The organism is Vibrio ulleungensis (assembly GCF_016900875.1).
In the GTDB taxonomy this organism is placed as follows: Bacteria; Pseudomonadota; Gammaproteobacteria; order Enterobacterales; family Vibrionaceae; genus Vibrio; species Vibrio ulleungensis.
In genome coordinates this window covers 114422-135942 of the sequence record NZ_JAFEUM010000009.1, presented here as the reverse complement: position 1 = coordinate 135942, position 21521 = coordinate 114422, and the positions used below count along the sequence as shown (strand labels likewise).

The window sequence follows — 21521 nt, the reverse complement described above, 5'->3', positions numbered from 1 at the left end:
GCTTTAAATTAAAGTGATACTTGCTTAGGCGAGTAATACCACTGCGGAGTGGTAGTTCAGTTGGTTAGAATACCGGCCTGTCACGCCGGGGGTCGCGGGTTCGAGTCCCGTCCACTCCGCCACTATTAAAGAAACCCAGTACGATTGTGCTGGGTTTTTTGCTGTCTGGGATAAAGCGGTTTGCCCTACGGGCAACGAGTCCCGCTGGAGCGCCAGCTCGGCCGTTCCGCCACTATTAAAGAAACCCAGTACGATTGTGCTGGGTTTTTTGTTGTCTGGGGTAAAGCGGTTTGCCCTACGAGCAACTAGTCCCGCTGGTGCGCCAGCCCGGCCGCTCCGCCACTTATAAGAAAACCTAGTATAGATGTGCTGGTTTTTTTCTGTCTGGGATAAAGTGGTTTTCCCTACGGCTAACGAGTCCCACAGGCATACCAACGATAATTAGCCTACGAGTCATCGGAGTCATTCAATAGTTAAGAAAGGCCTTTAGAGGCGATGTTAAGCTTACTGAAAGTAATAGGCCCATAAACACATTATTGTCTATGGGCCGGAGGGTAGCGTCTCTTAGAGATAAGCCTAATTGCTAATCACAGAAGCTTCTTAAGAATACTGTCTGCCTTGATTCTGGTGATCTTCTTTAATAGTTTCTGCACCTCATCAGGGTAGCTTTCCTGCTTTTCTAATTGCTTGTACGTGCAGATTAACGTTGAATGCTCTAATACATTATCCAGTTCAAGTTGAAACTGACCTTCAAGCTCGCCTTTTGGATCATTGATGTACAATCCGTTTTCAAGGTCTAAGCTCCAAGCTCGAGGATTTAGGTTATTGCCAGTCAGCATAACTTGCTTCTTATCGACCCAAATACCTTTTAGGTGGAAGCTGTTTTTTTCGTGCTTCCATATAAACAACGATAGTTTACGGCTAGCTAAGTGTGCTTCATTAATTTTTGCATAGCGACGAAGATTCATTTCATACAGGTAAGGCAATCCACCTGCAGTATGAAACTCCTGATCGGGAGCGACATAAAAATCGTTTGCGGTCTTATCTCCGACAATAATTTTGACTTCAACGCCTCGTCGAATGGCCTTTTTAATTTCTTTCGCCACAGGCTTGGGGAAATTGAAGTAAGGCGTACAAATAACGATTTCTTGTGTTGCCGCTTTCAGCAATTGCACAATGGCATGATTTAGATGATTACGTCTTTTACCCACTCCTACTAGAGGGGTAATACTTAGCGCATCGCTTGATATAGATTCATTTTGAAACTGGTAGTATGAATTGGCTAAGGACGAACGCAATTGTCGAATTTGTCCTTTAATATTTTTAGTCGCAGGTACACCTTGCTTACTAAGTTCGCATACAGCTGGATGATCAATAAGATCCTTTTTAATGTACTGTACAAAGCTGTCGCTCAACTCACTATGGTCAATTAAGTGATATCTATCTAGGCGATATTTGTCTTTGTGATGCAGGTAAACATTGTTAAGGCTTGCGCCACTGTAAATGACGGTGTCATCAATCACGAAGCCTTTTAGGTGCAATACACCAAAGACTTCTCGGCCACGGACGGGAACGCCATATACGGGTATCGAGTGCTCGTGCTTTTCTGCGTAGTCTCGATACATCCCAGCATTGCCATCGGATTTTTCCGCGCCAAACAACCCACGTTGCGCTCGATGCCAATCCACACAGATCTGCACATCCAAGTTAGGGTTATTCTGTTTTGCAGCGTACAAAGCATCAAACACTTCTATGCCCGCTTCATCTTGTTCTAAATAAAGGGCGGAGATGTAAATGCGTTGGGTCGCTGTTCGGATTTTATCAAGCAGTGTCGACTTAAACTCTTTTGCAGAGTGTAAAGTCGTAAACTGCTCAGCCGAAAGCGATAACGATGGTAATGAACGTAGCGCTGATCTAATCGCAATCATTAAGCTAATAGAACCTATAATTACTAAAATGCAAAGAAGAAGTTTACCAGAGAACGCTCAAGATTGACTAATTATGGGCGTAACTAACTGTGTAATCCGTCAAATTATAATCACAAATAATTTAGTTTGTTCGATACCTCATGGCCGTAAGTCCTTTGCCGTTTCGCGAGTATCGGTTAAACAACACTTTAAGGTCATTGGGCAACAGTGATGGCTCTATTTGTGAAAAGCCAGAGCTCATATAAAAAGAGTCTAAATGTGACAACGCAAAACAGTAGTAATTAGAGTTTAAGTAATGCTCAGTACAGTGGGTGAGCAGTTGTCGGCCTACACCGTTGAGTCTACACTCCCTAGAAACTGCCATGCCTGTTAAGAGAAAATCTTCTCCAATAGGCTTGAATCTTACCACGCCAACTATTTGCCCACTGTGGATCGCGGCAATCACACTATCGGTTGGTTTGATTTTAGTCGACGGGTAATGTTCTTTATAAAATCGCTTAATCAACGGATACTTAATAGGATCGACTTTTTGGAACGTAACTTGGTACTGAGGTTTGGTCATTTATTGGCTTCAAATTTCATTATTATGCGCTGCGTGTTATCTTTGCACACACTACCCATAGCTGTCATATCGTGATGCACGAATCCTACTCATCAAGTCTCAAATCTTTACACACCTTCCATCTAGATGTTCATTGCGCTCATATCATTGAAATTACCAGCGTCGATCAAATCCCTAAGGTGTTCGAACGATTGGAAAACCGTCCACACTTAATTTTGGGACGAGGAAGCAATGTATTATTCGTCGAAGACTTCAAAGGTACAGTAGTACTGAATCGAATCGGTGGTATTGAGATAGTTGAAGATTCAGAGTTCTACCATATTCATGTTGGCGGTGGTGAAGATTGGCCAGATTTTGTTTCTTCTATGGTCGATAGAGGCATAGGTGGGTTTGAAAACTTAGCCATGATCCCTGGTTGCGTTGGAAGTTCACCGATACAAAATATTGGTGCCTATGGGGTGGAGCTCGACTCACTGTGCACCTATGTCGAGTATGTTGATCTGCAAAGTGCTCAAACTGTGAGGCTCCCGTCTAGTGAGTGCGGCTTTGGCTATCGAGACTCAATCTTTAAGCACGATATTAAAGACCATGTATTTATTACTGCTGTAGGATTCAAAGTGCCTAAACTGTGGCAGCCGAATCTAAGCTATGGTGCACTGTCGGAGAGTATTGATGGAGATATCACCATCAAGTCTGTGTTTGAAGCGGTATGTCAAACGAGGAAAAGCAAGCTGCCTGATCCCGATGAAATAGGCAACGCCGGAAGCTTCTTTAAAAACCCAGTGATCTCAAAAGCCCAATACTCGCAATTAAAAGATACATTCCCCAACGTAGTTGGGTTTGAACTAGAGCATGGTGTAAAACTTGCCGCGGGTTGGCTTATTGACCAAGCTGGGCTCAAAGGGACGCTTTACGGTGGCGCGCAAGTCCACCCAAATCAGGCGTTGGTGCTCACTAACCCAAATCAAGCTTCTCCTAATGACGTAGTCGGACTTGCTCACTTGGTTCGCCGTGACGTGTTAGAAAAATTTGGTGTTGAACTTCAGCATGAGGTCCGGTTTATTGGTGCATTAGGCGAAACACATCTAGACGCACTGGTGAGTCAGTTATGAAAGACCATTCGGCGAAACTAAAGATTATTCAATTACTCAGCTCTGGAAACAGTGTGTCTGGGGAAGTATTGGGTAAAGAGTTAGGTGTCAGTCGCGCGGCCATTAGCAAGCAAGTCAAAAGCCTAGCGGATTGGGGGTTAGATGTTTATAGCCTACCAGGAAAGGGGTATCAGTTAGCGAATCAAATCGAATTACTCGATAACCAAATTTTGACGCCACTGATCCAAATGCCCTCAGACGTAACTTTATTTCCTCATATAGACTCGACTAATCAATATATGATGGGGCGCTTAGATAAATGGGATAGTGGGGATGTCTGCCTCGCTGAATATCAAACGGCGGGTCGAGGTCGTCGCGGAAGAAAATGGGTATCACCTTATGGGTCGAATCTGTACATGTCTATGTACTGGCGATTTGAAGAGGGCGTCGCCGCGACGATGGGGTTAAGCCTAATTGTAGGCATTGCTATTGCTGAGACGCTTAACCAACATGGTGTATCGTCGAGCTTAAAGTGGCCCAATGATGTTTATATCGAAGGTAGAAAAGTCTCAGGCGTACTGGTAGAGCTGGCAATCGAAGCAGGAGGGGCTGCACAAGTTGTTATCGGCATTGGTATTAACCTAAGAATGAACGATCAAAGCTCACAAGCCGAGGCCATTGACCAGCCCTGGACCAGTCTTGAGCAGCACCTAAACAGCCCAGTAAAACGTAATCAGTTTGCTGCCGCACTGATAAACCGATTACACGATGAATTGAACCAGTACCAGTTAACTGGTAATCAAGGTATCGCAGAGCGCTGGCAAAAGTACGATCACTTCATCGATCAGCCAGTTAGGTTGATCATGGGAAAACAAACCATTGAAGGGGTAGCACGAGGTATAGACGATACTGGTGCTATTTTAGTTGAAAGCGATAATGTCGTTACCCCTTACATCGGTGGCGAGATTAGCCTTAGGGGTAACTAACTTATTTTCTTAGTGAAATGGTATCTACCTGATGGGATGTTTCTTTGTGAAGAATAAGGTTGGCTCGACCTCGAGTCGGCTCAATATTTTCAATGAGGTTTTTACCATTGATCGAAGACCAAATCGATCTCGCTTTAGCGATAGCCTGATCATGGCTGAGCTTCGTGTAATGATGGAAGTACGAGCCTGGTTTTTGAAACGCACCTTGTCGAAATTGCATAAATCGTTCTACGTACCATTGTTCAATCAGCGAAGCTTCTGCGTCAACATAGATAGAAAAGTCTAAGAAGTCAGACACAAACACACTGTGCGGTGCATGCGGGTAGTCTTGGCCGCTTTGCAGTACGTTTAGACCTTCGATAATCAGAATGTCAGGTTTGTCGACGGTTTTTATATCATCAGTAATGTCGTAAGTCAGGTGCGAATAAATCGGTGCCGTTACGGGAGAGCGTCCAGACTTCACGTCACTGACAAATTGTACCAACCTTTGAATATCATAAGACTCAGGAAACCCTTTCTTTGGCATTAAGCCTTTTTCTTCTAATACGTGGTTAGGGTATAAAAAGCCATCGGTTGTTATCAGCTCAACTTTTGGGTGGTTGTCCCAGCGCGAGAGTAGCGCTTCTAATAAGCGGGCTGTGGTGCTTTTACCGACAGCGACACTGCCAGCGATTCCAATAACAAAGGGAGGGGCGGACTCTTGTTTGTTCAAAAATTGCTGTAAAACGACATTCCTAGACTGCCTAGCTTCGACATATAAGTTCAGCAGACGCGATAAGGGTAAGTAAACCTCAATCACTTCTTCCATAGTGAGGCTTTCGTTGATGCCCTGAAGCTCAATGAGATCCTCTTCCGTTAAAGTCATGGGTACAGACTTACGCAGTTGGGTCCATTGTTGTCTCGAAAACTGGGTAAAGGGAGTCATAATCATTCAATAGCAAATTCTATGAGGCTCACCTTAAACCATAAACGATGAAAATCAATCGATGTGGTGACAATTTCCGTATTTGACCGCTTAAAAAAGCATCTAAAGTAAAGGTTTAGTAATGAAATGAGAAAAAAACGCCATTTATCGTGATTTTTTTTATTTTTCCTATTGCAACGCTCATTTTCATCCCATAAAATGCGCCCCACTTACGTGCCGACTTAGCTCAGTAGGTAGAGCAACTGACTTGTAATCAGTAGGTCACCAGTTCGATTCCGGTAGTCGGCACCATTTTCACTTTGCCTAGGGCAATGATGACGAAAATGGCGTAAGTTCGTGGGGGGGTTCCCGAGTGGCCAAAGGGAGCAGACTGTAAATCTGCCGGCACTGCCTTCGATGGTTCGAATCCGTCCCCCCCCACCATTTTCTTTAGGAAATAGCGCTTAGAGTTACGCGTTGCGGGCATCGTATAATGGCTATTACCTCAGCCTTCCAAGCTGATGATGCGGGTTCGATTCCCGCTGCCCGCTCCACTCAATTAAGAGTGCTGATATAGCTCAGGTGGTAGAGCGCATCCTTGGTAAGGATGAGGTCGGCAGTTCGAGTCTGCCTATCAGCACCAGCTCTTAAGCAAATATTTCCTTTTGATATATACTTTATCACCAATACTTTTGGTTGCGTGGTCATCAAAGCCACTTTAATCCGTACCTAGAGGGACACTCCATGTCTAAAGAAAAATTTGAACGTACGAAACCGCACGTAAACGTTGGTACTATCGGCCACGTTGACCACGGTAAAACTACCCTTACTGCTGCTATCTGTACTACTTTGTCAAAAGTATACGGCGGTGAAGCGAAAGACTTCGCATCTATCGATAACGCTCCAGAAGAGCGTGAGCGCGGTATCACAATCGCTACTTCTCACGTAGAGTACGATACTCCTTCACGTCACTACGCACACGTAGATTGCCCAGGACACGCCGATTACGTTAAAAACATGATCACTGGTGCTGCGCAAATGGACGGTGGTATCCTAGTTGTTGCTGCGACTGATGGCCCAATGCCTCAAACTCGTGAGCACATCCTACTAGGCCGTCAGGTTGGTATCCCTTACATCATCGTATTCATGAATAAATGTGACATGGTTGATGATGAAGAGCTTCTTGAGCTAGTAGAAATGGAAGTTCGTGAACTTCTATCTGAATACGACTTCCCAGGCGACGACCTACCTGTAATCCAGGGTTCTGCTCTTGGCGCACTAAACGGCGAGAAAGAGTGGGAAGACAAAATCGTTGAGCTTGCAGAAGCACTAGATTCTTACATCCCAGAGCCAGAGCGTGCTGTTGATTTGCCATTCCTAATGCCAATCGAAGACGTATTCTCTATCCAAGGCCGTGGTACTGTAGTAACTGGTCGTATCGAGCGCGGTATCCTAAACGTAGGTGACGAAGTAGAAATCGTAGGTATCAAAGAAACTACAACGACTACTTGTACTGGTGTTGAAATGTTCCGTAAGCTGCTTGACGAAGGTCGTGCTGGTGAGAACGTTGGTGCACTTCTACGTGGTACTAAGCGTGAAGACGTTGAACGTGGTCAAGTTCTTGCAGCTCCTGGCTCAATCAACCCACACACTAAGTTCGAGTCTGAAGTATACGTACTTTCTAAAGACGAAGGCGGCCGTCATACTCCGTTCTTCAAAGGCTACCGTCCACAGTTCTACTTCCGTACAACTGACGTAACTGGTGATATCTCTCTACCAGAAGGCGTAGAAATGGTAATGCCTGGTGACAACATCCAAATGCAAGTTGAGCTAATTGCTCCAATCGCAATGGATGAAGGCCTACGTTTCGCTATCCGTGAGGGTGGCCGTACTGTAGGTGCTGGCGTTGTTGCTAAGATCTTCGACTAATTCGTTGACGAAGTAAGATTAAAAGGGCATCATTTGATGCCCTTTTTCAGCACTTTAAAAAATGCCGAGTGTTTAAGACGACAGCCTCATGTGTTTTTTGCTGCTTAAAGCGGTTTTTGTATCCAATTTTTAGACTGTTTCTGTATAAGAAGCAGGTGTCGTCTATAGTATAATTTGTTGTAGGTTAGTTTTATGAAAGCAAATGCTGAAACACCAGAAAGCTCAGGCGCAGCAGACATTCTTAAGTGGATTATCGCTTTTGCCCTGCTAGCCGCGGCAGTGGTTGGCAATTACCTTTACGGTGAACTGTCTGTTGTTATCCGCACCGCCGCTGTTGTTGTGCTTATCGCCGCTGCTTTAGGTGTTGCTGCCTTAACTGTAAAAGGTAAACAAGCGATCACTTTCGCCAAAGAGTCTCGTATGGAGATTCGTAAGGTAGTGTGGCCAACTCGTCAAGAGACAATGCAAACGACACTGATCGTGTTGGCAGTAAGTGTTGTAATGGCACTCGTTCTTTGGGGAATCGACGGCATCATGGTGCGTCTGGTTGCCCTTGTTACCGGTGTGTGAGGATATTAATTCATGAGTGAAGCACCAAAGAAACGTTGGTACGTAGTTCAAGCTTTTTCTGGCTTCGAGAGCCGTGTCTCTCAGTCTTTGCGTGAGCATATTAAAATGCACGCAATGGAAGATTACTTCGGTGAAGTTCTCGTTCCGACAGAAGAAGTTGTCGAGATGCGTGCAGGTCAACGTCGCAAGAGTGAGCGTAAGTTCTTCCCAGGGTATGTTTTGGTACAAATGGTTATGAACGATGAGTCATGGCACTTAGTACGCAGCGTACCGCGCGTTATGGGTTTCATTGGTGGTACTTCGGACCGCCCTGCACCTATCACAGATAAAGAAGCTGACGCTATCTTGAACCGTCTTGAAAAAGCGAGCGAAGCTCCACGTCCACGCACTATGTTTGACGCAGGTGAAGTGGTTCGTGTTAACGACGGTCCATTTGCAGACTTCAATGGTACGGTTGAAGAAGTTGATTACGAGAAAAGCCGCATGAAGGTTTCCGTATCAATCTTTGGTCGTGCAACACCTGTAGAGCTAGAATTTGGTCAAGTCGAGAAACTTGATTAAAAAAACATCTTTAAAGGGTTGTTTAGGGCGCGAAATCTGATTATAATTTCGCGCCTTTTTGTTCTCGTGAACAAAAAGTTTTTTTCAAACTGTGGGGAGCCGGCAAACCGCCTGCGTCTGAACCCAAAACTTAGGAAATATCATGGCTAAGAAAGTTGAAGCATACATCAAGTTGCAAGTTGCAGCTGGTGCAGCTAACCCAAGTCCACCAGTTGGTCCTGCTCTAGGTCAACACGGTGTGAACATCATGGAATTCTGTAAAGCGTTTAACGCAAAAACAGATTCTGTTGAGAAAGGTCTACCGATCCCAGTAGTAATCACTGTATACAGCGACCGTTCTTTCACGTTCGAAACTAAGACTCCACCTGCAGCAGTTCTTCTTAAGAAAGCAGCGGGCATCAAGTCTGGTTCTGGTCGTCCAAACACTGAAAAAGTGGGTACTGTAACTGACGCTCAAGTACAAGAAATCGCAGAAACTAAAGCTGCTGATATGACTGGTGCTGACATCGAAGCGATGAAGCGTTCTATTGCGGGTACTGCTCGTTCAATGGGCCTAGTGGTAGAGGGTTAATATAATGGCAAAACTTACTAAGCGTATGCGTACTATCCGCGAAAAAGTGGAAGTAACAAAAGAATACGATATCAACGAAGCAGTCGCTCTTCTTAAAGAACTAGCAACAGCTAAATTCGTAGAATCTGTAGACGTTGCTGTTAACCTAGGCATCGATGCTCGTAAATCAGACCAAAACGTACGTGGCGCAACTGTGCTACCACACGGTACTGGTCGTGAAATCCGCGTAGCTGTATTCACACAAGGTGCTAACGCTGAAGCTGCGAAAGAAGCTGGCGCTGACATCGTGGGTATGGAAGATCTTGCTGAGCAAGTGAAGAAAGGCGAAATGAACTTTGACGTAGTTGTTGCATCTCCTGATGCGATGCGCGTTGTTGGTCAACTAGGTACTATCCTAGGTCCACGCGGCCTAATGCCAAACCCTAAAGTTGGTACTGTAACTCCTAACGTTGCTGAAGCAGTTAAGAATGCTAAAGCGGGTCAGGTTCGTTACCGTAACGACAAGAACGGCATCATCCACACTACTATTGGTAAAGCTTCTTTCGAAACTGAGCAAATCAAAGAGAACTTAGAAGCTCTTCTTGTTGCTCTTAAGAAAGCTAAGCCTTCTTCAGCGAAAGGTACTTTCCTGAAGAAAGTAAGCATCTCTACCACTATGGGTGCAGGTGTGACGGTTGATCAAGCGACTCTTAACACTGTAGCTTAAGACTTGCTTAGGCGTGAAATTAGTGTATAATTTCGCGCCTAATATTTGTGGTTGGGGCTGAAAATTAGCGTGCTAATTTCGCAGTCTCCGTCCAAGACCGTAGGTGTTTCGAGGTGATAAGCTGAGAAACTTAATACCCTGCGTAGATGGTGCCCGAACTGACAGAAAGAGAATTATATAGTCATCGATTATGTAGTGAACTTTCTTCTGGGAAAAGCACCTAAATGACTCTCACTGTCGCTGATGATAGTGAGTGGTGTAACGACAACCAGGAGTAAATCCAAGATGGCTTTAAATCTTCAAGACAAAAAAGCAATTGTTGCTGAAGTCAACGAAGCAGCCAGCGGTGCACTTTCTGCAGTTGTAGCTGACTCACGTGGTGTTGAAGTGTCTGACATGACTTCTCTACGTAAACAAGCGCGTGAAGCGGGTGTTTACATGAGAGTTGTGCGTAACACTCTTGCACGCCGTGCAGTTCAAGGAACAGATTACGAGTGTCTAGCAGACGCTTTCACTGGTCCTACTTTGATCGCATTCTCTAACGAGCACCCAGGTGCTGCGGCGCGTCTTTTCAAAGACTTTGCCAAAGGGAATGATAAATTCGAAGTTAAAGCTGCAGCCTTCGAAGGCGCATTAACTGATGCTGATGTACTAGCGACACTACCAACTTACGACGAAGCAATTGCACGCCTAATGATGTGCATGAAAGAAGCTTCTGCTGGCAAGCTGGTACGTACCATCGCTGCACTACGCGATCAAAAAGAAGCAGAAGCGGCGTAAGCCTTGCTTTTTACTGGTTGCTTAATAAACTTATTGTTGACTTAAAAGAGAATTGTTATGTCTATTACTAACGAGCAAATCCTAGACGCAGTTGCAGAAATGTCTGTAATGCAAGTTGTTGAACTAATCGAAGCGATGGAAGAAAAATTCGGCGTTTCGGCTGCTGCTGCTGTTGTAGCTGGTGGCGCTGCTGGTGGCGAAGCTGCTGCTGAGCAAACTGAGTTTGACGTTATCCTTACTGCTGTTGGCGGTAACAAAGTTGCTGTTATCAAAGCAGTACGTGGCGCAACTGGCCTAGGTCTTAAAGAAGCTAAAGGTCTTGTAGACGGTGCTCCAGCACCTCTAAAAGAAGGCATCGAGAAAGACGAAGCCGAAGCTCTTAAAGCACAGCTAGAAGAAGCTGGTGCGACTGTTGAAGTTAAGTAATTATTACTTAATTTCATAGCCGAAATGGCTATTGGCTGGTGGTTTTATAACCACCGGCCTTTTTGCGCTGTAGGGCTGCGGTGTTTTTTCCGCTGTTTGTAAACCGAAGCCTAAGCAAAAACCATCACTTTTACCGGTGATGCACCACCTAAAAACAGCCGTTAGTCACTACTCTACGACAGTTGAGAGTAGTTTGGGTCACTTATCAGCGAGCTGAGGAACCCCATGGTTTACTCCTATACCGAGAAAAAGCGCATCCGTAAGGATTTTGGTACCCGTCCACAAGTTTTGGACATACCATACCTTCTTTCGATCCAGCTTGATTCGTTCGACAAGTTCATCGAGCAAGATCCTGAAGGACAATATGGCCTTGAGGCTGCTTTTCGTTCTGTATTTCCAATTCAGAGCTACAACGGCAATTCCGAGCTGCAATACGTTAGCTATCGTCTTGGTGAGCCTGTATTTGATGTAAAAGAATGTCAAATTCGTGGTGTCACTTATTCAAAACCACTTCGCGTTAAATTGCGCCTTGTTGTGTTTGATAAAGATGCACCAGCGGGAACCGTAAAAGACATTAAAGAACAAGAAGTCTACATGGGTGAAATTCCACTCATGACAGACAATGGTACGTTTGTAATTAACGGCACCGAGAGGGTTATCGTATCTCAGCTGCATCGAAGCCCAGGCGTGTTCTTCGACAGTGACAAAGGTAAGACCCACTCTTCAGGTAAGGTCCTGTATAACGCACGCGTTATCCCTTACCGTGGTTCTTGGTTGGATTTTGAGTTCGACCCTAAAGATAATCTATACGTACGTATTGACCGTCGTCGTAAGTTACCTGCGTCAATTATCCTTCGTGCTCTTAATAAGACCACAGAAGAGATCCTTGATATCTTCTTCGAAAAAGTAAACTTCGAAGTACAAGATAAAGCGCTTAAGATGGAACTTGTTCCAGAGCGTCTGCGCGGTGAAACTGCTTCTTTTGATATTGAAGCAAACGGCAAGAAATACGTAGAAACTGGTCGTCGCATTACTGCGCGTCACATCCGTCAATTAGAAAAAGACGGCGTTGAGTTCATCGAAGTACCGGTTGAGTACATCGTTGGCAAAGTAGCTGCTAAAGACTACATCAACGAAGAGACTGGCGAAGTTATTGTAGGCGCGAACCACGAAATCAGCCTAGAGGCGCTCGCTAATCTGTCTCAAGCTGGTCATACAGCGATCCAGGTTCTATTTACCAATGATCTCGACCACGGTCCGTTCATGTCTGACACCTTACGTGTCGACAGCACCACTGATCGCCTATCTGCGCTAGTAGAAATCTACCGCATGATGCGCCCTGGTGAGCCGCCTACGAAAGAAGCGGCAGAGGCTCTGTTCGAAAGCCTATTCTTCTCGGAAGAGCGTTACGATCTATCGACCGTTGGTCGTATGAAGTTTAACAGCTCAATTGGCCGTGAAGATGCTGGTGAACAAGGTACTCTTGACGAGACTGATATTGTAGAAGTGATCAGAAAACTGATTGCTATCCGTAACGGTATTGGTGAAGTCGATGATATCGATCACCTTGGTAACCGTCGTATTCGCTCTGTAGGCGAAATGGCAGAAAACCAATTCCGTGTCGGTCTAGTTCGTGTAGAGCGTGCTGTTAAAGAGCGTCTAAGCCTTGGTGACCTTGATGCGATCATGCCTCAAGATCTGATCAACGCAAAGCCAATCTCTGCGGCAGTAAAAGAGTTCTTCGGTTCTTCGCAGCTGTCTCAGTTCATGGACCAAAACAACCCGTTATCGGAAGTGACCCACAAGCGTCGTATCTCGGCACTTGGTCCTGGTGGTCTTACCCGTGAGCGTGCTGGTTTTGAAGTACGTGACGTACACGTTACGCACTACGGTCGTCTATGTCCTATCGAGACTCCTGAAGGTCCAAACATCGGTCTGATTAACTCACTATCAGCGTACGCTCGTTGTAATGAGTTTGGTTTCCTAGAAACCCCTTACCGTCGCGTTGTTGATGGTATTGTGACTGAAGATGTAGATTACCTTTCTGCGATCCAAGAAGGTCAATTCGTTATCGCTCAGGCGAACACGGTATTGACTGGCGAAGGTACGTTTGCTGACGAGCTGATTACAGCACGTCAAAAAGGTGAGTCGGGTCTACACCCACGCGAGAACGTCGATTATATGGACGTTGCAACTAACCAGGTTGTATCTATCGCGGCATCACTAATCCCATTCCTAGAGCACGATGATGCAAACCGTGCTTTGATGGGTGCAAACATGCAGCGTCAGGCTGTTCCTACTCTACGTGCAGACAAACCACTTGTTGGTACTGGTATCGAGCGCAGCATTGCGGTTGACTCTGGTGTAACAGCGGTTGCTAAACGTGGCGGTACTGTACAGTCGGTAGACGCATCTCGCATCGTGATTAAGGTTAACGAAGAAGAGTTGGTTCCTGGTGAAGCAGGCATCGACATCTACAACTTGACCAAATACACCCGTTCTAACCAAAACACATGTATCAACCAGCGTCCAACTGTGATGCCAGGTGAGCCTGTGGCAAAAGGCGACGTACTTGCTGACGGCCCATCAACTGACCTTGGTGAGTTGGCTCTAGGCCAGAACATGCGTATCGCATTCATGCCTTGGAACGGTTACAACTTTGAGGATTCAATCCTTGTTTCTGAGCGCGTTGTTCAAGAAGACCGCTTTACTACAATCCACATTCAAGAGCTTTCTTGTGTGGCTCGTGATACTAAACTGGGCTCTGAAGAGATCACAGCGGATATCCCGAACGTAGGTGAAGCAGCGCTATCGAAGCTGGATGAGTCTGGTATTGTTTACATCGGTGCTGAAGTTAAGGGTGGCGACATCCTAGTAGGTAAAGTGACGCCTAAGGGTGAAACTCAGCTTACTCCAGAAGAGAAACTTCTGCGTGCGATCTTTGGTGAGAAAGCCTCTGATGTTAAAGACACCTCTTTGCGTGTTCCTAACTCAGTGTCTGGTACCATCATCGACGTACAAGTGTTTACTCGCGACGGTGTAGAAAAAGACAAACGTGCTCTAGAAATCGAGCAAATGCAGCTGAAAGAAGCGAAGAAAGACCTGACTGAGGAATTCCAAATCCTCGAAGGTGGTCTACTTGCGCGTGTTCGTGCTGTATTGCTGCAAGGCGGCTTCTCTGAAGCTCGACTTGACTCGATGGAGCGCAAGAAGTGGCTAGAGCAGTCTGTTGAAGACGACGCCCTACAAACTAAGCTTGAGCAACTTGCTGAGCAGTGGGACGAGCTAAAAGCTGACTTCGATAAGAAATTTGAAACCAAGCGTCGCAAGATCACCCAAGGTGATGACCTTGCGCCTGGCGTTTTGAAGATCGTTAAAGTGTACCTAGCTGTTAAACGTCGTATCCAACCTGGTGATAAGATGGCGGGTCGTCACGGTAACAAGGGTGTAATCTCTAAGATTAACCCTGTAGAAGATATGCCGTATGACGAAACTGGCCGACCAGTCGATATCGTGCTTAACCCGTTGGGTGTACCGTCACGTATGAACATCGGTCAGATCCTAGAAGTACACTTAGGTCTAGCCGCGAAAGGCATCGGTGACAAGATCAACAAGATGGTTAAAGAGCAACAAGAGCTCGCGAAGTTCCGTGAATTCTTGCAGAAAGTATACGACCTAGGCGGCACTCGCCAAGAAGTCGATATTGCTTCTCTGAGCGACGACGAAGTTCGCACTCTTATTAAGAACCTTCGCGGCGGTCTACCGATTGCAACTCCTGTGTTCGATGGTGCTTCTGAGAAATCAATCAAAGAACTACTTGTGCTAGCTGACCTACCAGCGTCTGGCCAGCTAACGTTGTTCGATGGTCGTACCGGTGATGCGTTTGAGCGTCCTGTAACTGTAGGTTACATGTACATGCTGAAACTAAACCACTTGGTTGATGACAAGATGCACGCTCGTTCTACTGGTTCGTACAGCCTAGTAACTCAGCAACCACTTGGTGGTAAAGCTCAGTTCGGTGGCCAGCGTTTCGGTGAGATGGAGGTATGGGCACTAGAAGCATACGGTGCTGCTTACACCCTTCAAGAGATGCTAACGGTGAAATCGGATGACGTAAACGGTCGTACTAAGATGTATAAAAACATCGTCGACGGTAACCATTCGATGGAACCAGGCATGCCAGAATCGTTCAACGTATTGTTGAAAGAGATTCGCTCGCTAGGTATTAACATCGAGTTAGAAGACGAAGAGTAATCATCTCGTAAGAGTGATTAACTGTTGTGGAGATGCTTGTCTCCGGTGGGCGACAAGCATCTTTTAACTCCTAACAGGAGCTGATTGTGAAAGACTTATTAAACTTTCTAAAAGCACAACATAAGACTGAAGAATTTGACGCGATCAAAATCGGTCTTTCTTCACCTGATATGATCCGTTCATGGTCATTTGGTGAAGTAAAAAAACCAGAAACTATTAACTACCGTACGTTCAAGCCTGAGCGTGATGGTCTGTTTTGTGCGCGTATCTTTGGCCCAGTAAAAGACTACGAATGTCTTTGTGGAAAGTACAAGCGTTTGAAGCACCGTGGTGTTATCTGTGAAAAATGTGGCGTAGAAGTAACGCAAACTAAAGTTCGTCGTGACCGTATGGGCCACATCGAATTGGCGTCACCTGTTGCACACATCTGGTTCCTAAAATCACTGCCGTCTCGTATTGGTCTGCTTATGGACATTCCACTACGTGATATCGAGCGTGTACTGTACTTTGAAATGTACGTGGTCACTGAATCTGGTATGACTGATCTTGAAAAAGGTCAAATGCTGACAGAAGAAGAGTACCTAGACAAACTCGAAGAGTACGGTGATGAGTTCACTGCAAAAATGGGTGCGGAAGCGATCAAAGATCTGCTTTACACAATGGACCTAAATGCAGAAGCAGAACAAATGCGTGAAGAATTGGAGTCTACTAACTCTGAAACTAAGCGTAAGAAGATCACTAAGCGTCTTAAGCTAGTAGAAGCGTTCGTTGCTTCGGGTAACAACCCTGAGTGGATGATCCTAACGGTTCTACCTGTATTGCCGCCAGATCTTCGCCCTCTAGTACCACTAGATGGTGGCCGTTTTGCAACGTCTGATCTTAACGACCTTTACCGTCGTGTGATCAACCGTAACAACCGTTTGAAGCGTCTTCTAGAGCTAGCGGCTCCAGACATCATCGTACGTAACGAGAAGCGTATGTTGCAAGAGTCTGTTGATGCCCTTCTAGATAACGGTCGTCGTGGTCGTGCTATTACAGGTTCTAACAAGCGTCCTCTGAAATCTCTTGCTGATATGATCAAGGGTAAACAAGGTCGTTTCCGTCAGAACCTTCTTGGTAAGCGTGTAGACTACTCTGGTCGTTCGGTAATCACCGTAGGTCCATACCTTCGTCTGCATCAGTGTGGTCTTCCTAAGAAGATGGCACTAGAGCTATTCAAGCCATTCATCTACGCAAAACTTGAGTCTCGTGGCATGGCTACGACAATCAAAGCTGCGAAGAAGATGGTAGAGCGTGAAGAAGCGATTGTATGGGATATTCTGGATGAAGTTATCCGTGAACACCCTGTACTGCTTAACCGTGCACCTACACTTCACCGTTTGGGTATCCAGGCTTTCGAACCTGTACTTATCGAAGGTAAAGCGATTCAGCTTCACCCACTAGTGTGTGCGGCATACAACGCCGACTTCGATGGTGACCAAATGGCGGTACACGTACCTCTAACTCTGGAAGCACAGTTAGAAGCACGTACCCTAATGATGTCGACCAACAACATTCTGTCACCTGCGTCAGGTGATCCGATCATCGTACCTTCTCAGGACGTTGTATTGGGTCTTTACTACATGACTCGTGACAAGATTAATGTGAAGGGTGAAGGTATGTACCTTGCTTCTCCAGAAGAAGCAGAGAAAGCGTACCGCACTAAGAGCGCAGAGCTTCACGCTCGCGTGAAAGTTCGCATCACCGAAACCACCATTGATGATAATGGTGAGCGCAATACCGAGACTAAGTTGGTGGATACCACTATCGGTCGTGCAATGCTTTGGCAAATCGTTCCATCGGGCCTACCGTTTGAACTGGTAAACCAAAAGCTAGGTAAAAAGCAGATTTCTAAACTGCTTGATGAAGCGTACCGTTCACTAGGTCTTAAGGACACTGTAATCTTCGCTGACCAAATCATGTACGCTGGTTTCGCATACGCGGCACTTTCTGGTGTATCTGTTGGTATCGACGATATGGTTGTACCTGATGCGAAGTACACTGAAATCTCAGAAGCTGAAGAAGAAGTTCGCGAAATTCAAGAGCAGTTCCAATCTGGTCTTGTAACTGCGGGTGAGCGATACAACAAAGTTATCGATATCTGGGCTTCAACCAACGATCGTGTAGCAAAAGCGATGATGGACAACTTGTCTTCTGAAACGGTGGTTAACCGCGACGGTGAAGAAGAACAGCAAGAGTCTTTCAACAGCATCTACATGATGGCCGACTCCGGTGCTCGTGGTTCTGCTGCGCAGATTCGTCAGCTTGCCGGTATGCGTGGTCTGATGGCGCGTCCAGATGGTTCAATCATCGAAACGCCAATCACCGCGAACTTTAAAGAAGGTCTAAACGTACTTCAGTACTTTATCTCTACTCACGGTGCTCGTAAGGGTCTTGCCGATACGGCACTTAAGACTGCGAACTCGGGTTACCTAACGCGTCGTCTAGTAGACGTAGCGCAAGATGTTGTAGTCACTGAAGACGATTGTGGTACTCACGAAGGTGTCGATATGATGCCGCACATCGAAGGTGGTGATGTTAAGGTTCCTCTTACTGAACTAGCCCTTGGTCGTGTTGTTGCAGAAGACGTGGTTAAGCCAGGTACTGAAGAAGTTCTTATCCCTCGCAATACGCTAATTGACGAGAAATGGTGTCAAATCATTGATGAGAACTCAGTTGACCAACTAAAAGTACGTTCTGTTGTAACCTGTGATTCTGACTTCGGTTGTTGTAAGTTCTGTTACGGTCGTGACCTAGCACGTGGCCACATGGTTAACACTGGTGAAGCAGTTGGCGTTATCGCGGCTCAGTCAATCGGTGAACCGGGTACACAGCTTACCATGCGTACGTTCCACATCGGTGGTGCTGCATCTACAGCGGCGGCAGAGAACAGTGTTCAAACTAAGAACGCTGGTACTGTAAGACTGAACAACGCTAAGTTCGTTATCAATAAAGATAAGAAACTGGTTATTACTTCTCGTGCCTCTGAACTAACCATCATTGATGAGTTTGGTCGTACTAAAGAGAAGCACAAACTTCCTTACGGTTCTATGTTAAGCAAAGGCGACGGCGAAGCGGTTGGCGTTGGCGAAACAGTAGCAAACTGGGAAGCGCACACCCTACCAATCATTACTGAAGTAGCGGGTCGCATCCAATTCGTTGACATGATCGACGGTGTAACCGTATCTCGTCAGACTGATGACCTAACCGGTCTTTCGTCTTCAGAGGTAACTGAAGCCGCAGCTCGCCCAGCAGCAGGTAAAGATATGCGTCCAGCAATCAAACTTGTTGATGAGCAAGGTAATGACGTAATGATCCCTGGTACTGATATGCCAGCGTCTTACTTCCTACCTGGTAAAGCGATTGTAAACATCGAAGATGGCGCAGAAGTAGGCATTGGTGACACTCTATCTCGTATCCCTCAGAAGTCTGGCGGAAACAAAGATATCACCGGTGGTCTTCCACGAGTTGCTGACCTATTTGAAGCTCGTAAGCCAAAAGAGCCTGCGATCCTTGCTGAGCACACAGGTACTGTGAGCTTTGGTAAAGAGACTAAAGGTAAGCGTCGTCTAGTGATCACTCGTGAGTCTGGTGAGGCCTACGAAGAGATGATCCCTAAACATCGTCAGCTTAACGTGTTTGAAGGTGAAAAAGTGGAACGTGGTGATGTTATCGCCGACGGTCCAGAAACACCGCATGACATCTTGCGTTTGCGTGGTATCCACGCGGTAACTCAGTACATCGCTAACGAAGTACAAGAAGTTTACCGTCTGCAAGGGGTTAAGATTAACGATAAGCACATCGAGACAATCGTTCGTCAGATGTTGCGTAAGTGTACTATCACCCACGGTGGAGACTCTGAGTTCCTACCTGGTGAGCAAGTAGAATACTCTCAAGTTAAGATTACTAACCGTCAGCTAGAAGCTGAAGGCAAAGAGCTAATCCGTTTTGAGCGTGAACTACTGGGTATCACTAAAGCGTCTCTTGCTACTGAGTCATTTATCTCAGCAGCATCGTTCCAGGAAACGACTCGCGTACTAACAGAAGCTGCAGTTTCTGGTAAGCGTGATGACCTTCGTGGTCTGAAAGAGAACGTTATTGTTGGTCGTCTGATCCCTGCGGGTACTGGTTTTGCGTATCACCAAGACCGTGCTAAGCAGCGTGAAGAAACAGAAGGTCCATCAGCTGAACAAGCGACAGACAATCTTGCGGCACTACTTAACGCTGGATTCTCTGACGAAGAGTAATACAGTCGATAGATAGTTAAAAAGGCACCTTAGGGTGCCTTTTTTGTATCTATAATTCTGGAACCGCTTCAGTGCGTTCTAATCTAAATTAAAGTGGCTTGCGAGCTATTATTTATTGCTAAGCGAAGCGTTTTCGCCAAGTAGGGACTATCGATAGTTGTATTAGCTGCCTATGCATACTCAATGTATTGATTGCTTTATGGATTGGTCAATCCATAGATGTGAAAGGCTACTCTTCATTTTAATACACAAGAAAAGTGATGGGCTCTAATGATGTGAGTAGGCGACATTATGACAATGTCTACGCAAGTTAAGGTTACTTTAACCTCATCTGTTCACTCGACCTGAGCCCGAACGTGAGTGATAAAATGTAAACCAAGAGATTTTCGGACCATGCTGAGCTTAGGCAACATGGGCCGACACATTATGCACCAGGTGGAACAGCAAGACTCTCTGCTATCATTTGGATCAAAGCATCTTCTACTTCAAATCTAAGCTCTAATATCTCTCCGACTTTGGAAAGATCTTCAATGACATTCGTTTCTTCCAAGTTACTATTATCGGCGTATGTATCGGTGAATTCTAACAGAGGCTCAGTGGTTAGAATTATCTTAGAGTAAGTGGTGTCGATCTCTTGATTAGTTTGAAAACCGGTAGCTTTCCAGCGATCCATGACCATGTCGTAAATCTTGAAGTGCCCCTCAGAAATATAGTCGACAAGGTGCCCGCAGAAGCTAGCCATGTCTGCGCTAGAAGGTAAACTCACAATCCCTTGTGTTGCGTTTGGCTGTATTGATAACAGCTTACAATACTCGACGATGAGCTGTTGACGTGTCTCAAGCCAGTGGTCAATGACAGCGCTTTGACCGCCCCATTCTTGTTGTACTTGTTTAAACTTGTTTAGCATAGCCACATCCTCATGATCCGGTACTTCACTCTATTTAAAAAATTGGTGAAGACTAACCAAGAATTCTTAGGAGAAAACTTACTGTTAGCGTAAGGTTAGAGTGCCAGTAAACTGCGTGATCTTCAAGAGGGAGCATAACGATGTTAAGAAAAAGTAACCATGAGCAATCGGAAAAAGCTTATTGGTTGAGCGTGCTTAATACAGATATAGCAACGCGTGATGGCGAATTGTTGTTTGGGACATCCGATGAGCTGAATATCGATAAGAGCGCCGCAGTAAAACTGGATCACTACCAAGGGTATCAAGTGTACTGGCTACCAAGTGAGGATGCGGAGTCTTTGCCTGAGGTAGAGTATTTGTCTATGCGAGAGTTTTTAACCCTAGATAAACCGCTTTTTCATTTAGCGAGCAAAGCGATGGTGCTCGAAAATATGCTTCATACTCAGCGTTTTTGTAGCAGTTGTGGGGGCCGAACTCACTTTAATCGTCGTGAGCTGTCCATGCAGTGCAGTGACTGTCGCACTCAGCATTACCCACGCATATACCCCTGCATAATTGTCGCTGTAGTGAAACAAGGAAAGATTTTGCTCGCTAAGCACCATAGGCACAAAAAACCGTTTTACACCGTGTTAGCGGGCTATCTAGAAAGCGGAGAGACACTTGAAGAGTGTGTCGAGCGTGAAGTCTACGAAGAAAGCCAAATTAGAGTGAAGAAGATCGAATATGTCGGCAGCCAGCCTTGGGCGTTTTCAAACAGTCTTATGGTCGGTTTTACTGCAGAATATGAATCTGGTGAGATTAAAATAGATCAGCACGAGTTGGTGGATGCGCAGTGGTTTGACTTCAATGACTTACCAGAGATGGCTCCTCCGGGGACTATTGCGCGGGAATTGATCGATCTGGCAACTGGCCAGGGATAACTTATAGGCAAAAAAAAACCCTCCGGTAAGGGAGGGGGTAAGTAAGATGTCGTTATGAGATTTCGAACTCGTTAGAGTTTCAATTATAGTTTTCGCTAGCGAACAAATTTTTAACATGGACAAACTTTAGACGCAAATTG

16 protein-coding genes and 5 tRNA genes are annotated in these 21521 nt (G+C 45.6%); 17 read left to right on the top strand and 4 right to left on the bottom strand.

Features of this window, described 5'->3' with window-relative positions; translation table 11 throughout:
* Nucleotides 1-45 precede the first annotated feature (45 nt).
* Nucleotides 46-122: transfer RNA gene (locus tag JQC93_RS18150), tRNA-Asp, on the top strand.
* Nucleotides 123-587: 465 nt separating this feature from the next.
* On the opposite strand, the gene pssA is transcribed toward JQC93_RS18150, so the two are convergent.
* Nucleotides 588-1928 carry a CDP-diacylglycerol--serine O-phosphatidyltransferase gene (gene pssA / locus JQC93_RS18145; protein ID WP_205159765.1) on the bottom strand — a complete coding sequence of 447 codons (1341 nt, stop codon included), beginning with the start codon at nucleotides 1926-1928 and terminating at the stop codon, nucleotides 588-590.
* A 121-nt stretch (nucleotides 1929-2049) separates the two neighbouring features.
* Complete coding sequence (locus tag JQC93_RS18140; protein ID WP_205159764.1) at nucleotides 2050-2490, bottom strand: GNAT family N-acetyltransferase; 441 nt, start codon at nucleotides 2488-2490, stop codon at nucleotides 2050-2052.
* Nucleotides 2491-2564: 74 nt separating this feature from the next.
* Here JQC93_RS18140 and murB point away from each other — a divergent pair, with 74 nt between their 5' ends.
* Nucleotides 2565-3602, top strand: coding sequence for a UDP-N-acetylmuramate dehydrogenase (murB, locus tag JQC93_RS18135; protein ID WP_205159774.1), 1038 nt, complete (start codon nucleotides 2565-2567; stop codon nucleotides 3600-3602).
* The gene (gene birA, locus JQC93_RS18130) at nucleotides 3599-4567 is read left to right on the top strand and encodes a bifunctional biotin--[acetyl-CoA-carboxylase] ligase/biotin operon repressor BirA (RefSeq protein ID WP_205159763.1); all 969 of its coding nucleotides are present in this window, start codon (nucleotides 3599-3601) and stop codon (nucleotides 4565-4567) included. Before murB ends, birA begins: the two co-directional genes overlap by 4 nt.
* A 1-nt stretch (nucleotide 4568) precedes the next feature.
* Here the strand turns inward: birA and coaA are convergent, their stop codons facing one another.
* Nucleotides 4569-5492, bottom strand: a complete 924-nt coding sequence (gene coaA, locus JQC93_RS18125; protein ID WP_205159762.1) for a type I pantothenate kinase — start codon at nucleotides 5490-5492, stop codon at nucleotides 4569-4571.
* A 215-nt stretch (nucleotides 5493-5707) separates the two neighbouring features.
* Between coaA and JQC93_RS18120 the strand changes: the two genes are divergently transcribed.
* The 13 genes from JQC93_RS18120 (at nucleotide 5708) to rpoC (ending at nucleotide 19554) form a co-directional block, all read left to right on the top strand.
* Nucleotides 5708-5783 (top strand) — tRNA-Thr (locus JQC93_RS18120).
* Between the two features lie 47 nt (nucleotides 5784-5830).
* Nucleotides 5831-5915: transfer RNA gene (locus JQC93_RS18115), tRNA-Tyr, on the top strand.
* Between the two features lie 35 nt (nucleotides 5916-5950).
* Nucleotides 5951-6025: transfer RNA gene (locus tag JQC93_RS18110), tRNA-Gly, on the top strand.
* Between the two features lie 13 nt (nucleotides 6026-6038).
* Nucleotides 6039-6114: transfer RNA gene (locus JQC93_RS18105), tRNA-Thr, on the top strand.
* Between the two features lie 101 nt (nucleotides 6115-6215).
* Entirely contained in the window at nucleotides 6216-7400 is a 1185-nt protein-coding gene (gene tuf / locus JQC93_RS18100; RefSeq protein ID WP_205158849.1) for an elongation factor Tu, read from the top strand.
* Between the two features lie 192 nt (nucleotides 7401-7592).
* Entirely contained in the window at nucleotides 7593-7970 is a 378-nt protein-coding gene (gene secE, locus JQC93_RS18095) for a preprotein translocase subunit SecE (protein WP_205159761.1), read from the top strand.
* Between the two features lie 12 nt (nucleotides 7971-7982).
* Nucleotides 7983-8531 (top strand): transcription termination/antitermination protein NusG, encoded by a 549-nt coding sequence (gene nusG / locus JQC93_RS18090; RefSeq protein WP_205159760.1) that lies wholly within the window; start codon nucleotides 7983-7985, stop codon nucleotides 8529-8531.
* Nucleotides 8532-8673: 142 nt separating this feature from the next.
* Nucleotides 8674-9102, top strand: coding sequence for a 50S ribosomal protein L11 (gene rplK / locus JQC93_RS18085; protein WP_084885513.1), 429 nt, complete (start codon nucleotides 8674-8676; stop codon nucleotides 9100-9102).
* Nucleotides 9103-9106: 4 nt separating this feature from the next.
* Nucleotides 9107-9808 carry a 50S ribosomal protein L1 gene (gene rplA / locus JQC93_RS18080; RefSeq protein ID WP_205159759.1) on the top strand — a complete coding sequence of 234 codons (702 nt, stop codon included), beginning with the start codon at nucleotides 9107-9109 and terminating at the stop codon, nucleotides 9806-9808.
* A gap of 285 nt (nucleotides 9809-10093) precedes the next feature.
* Nucleotides 10094-10588: a 50S ribosomal protein L10 gene (gene rplJ / locus JQC93_RS18075; RefSeq protein ID WP_205159758.1), complete on the top strand. Its 495-nt coding sequence runs from the start codon at nucleotides 10094-10096 to the stop codon at nucleotides 10586-10588.
* 57 nt (nucleotides 10589-10645) lie between these two features.
* Nucleotides 10646-11014, top strand: coding sequence for a 50S ribosomal protein L7/L12 (gene rplL, locus JQC93_RS18070; protein WP_205159757.1), 369 nt, complete (start codon nucleotides 10646-10648; stop codon nucleotides 11012-11014).
* Between the two features lie 225 nt (nucleotides 11015-11239).
* Nucleotides 11240-15268 (top strand): DNA-directed RNA polymerase subunit beta, encoded by a 4029-nt coding sequence (rpoB, locus tag JQC93_RS18065; protein WP_205159756.1) that lies wholly within the window; start codon nucleotides 11240-11242, stop codon nucleotides 15266-15268.
* Nucleotides 15269-15354: 86 nt separating this feature from the next.
* Nucleotides 15355-19554, top strand: a complete 4200-nt coding sequence (rpoC, locus tag JQC93_RS18060; protein ID WP_205159755.1) for a DNA-directed RNA polymerase subunit beta' — start codon at nucleotides 15355-15357, stop codon at nucleotides 19552-19554.
* A gap of 424 nt (nucleotides 19555-19978) precedes the next feature.
* Here rpoC and rsd read toward each other — a convergent pair whose 3' ends face one another.
* The gene (gene rsd / locus JQC93_RS18055) at nucleotides 19979-20461 is read right to left on the bottom strand and encodes a sigma D regulator (RefSeq protein WP_205159754.1); all 483 of its coding nucleotides are present in this window, start codon (nucleotides 20459-20461) and stop codon (nucleotides 19979-19981) included.
* A gap of 140 nt (nucleotides 20462-20601) precedes the next feature.
* Between rsd and nudC the strand changes: the two genes are divergently transcribed.
* A complete protein-coding gene (gene nudC / locus JQC93_RS18050; protein ID WP_205159753.1) occupies nucleotides 20602-21381 on the top strand; it encodes an NAD(+) diphosphatase in 780 nt (259 codons plus the stop codon).
* Nucleotides 21382-21521 lie beyond the last annotated feature (140 nt).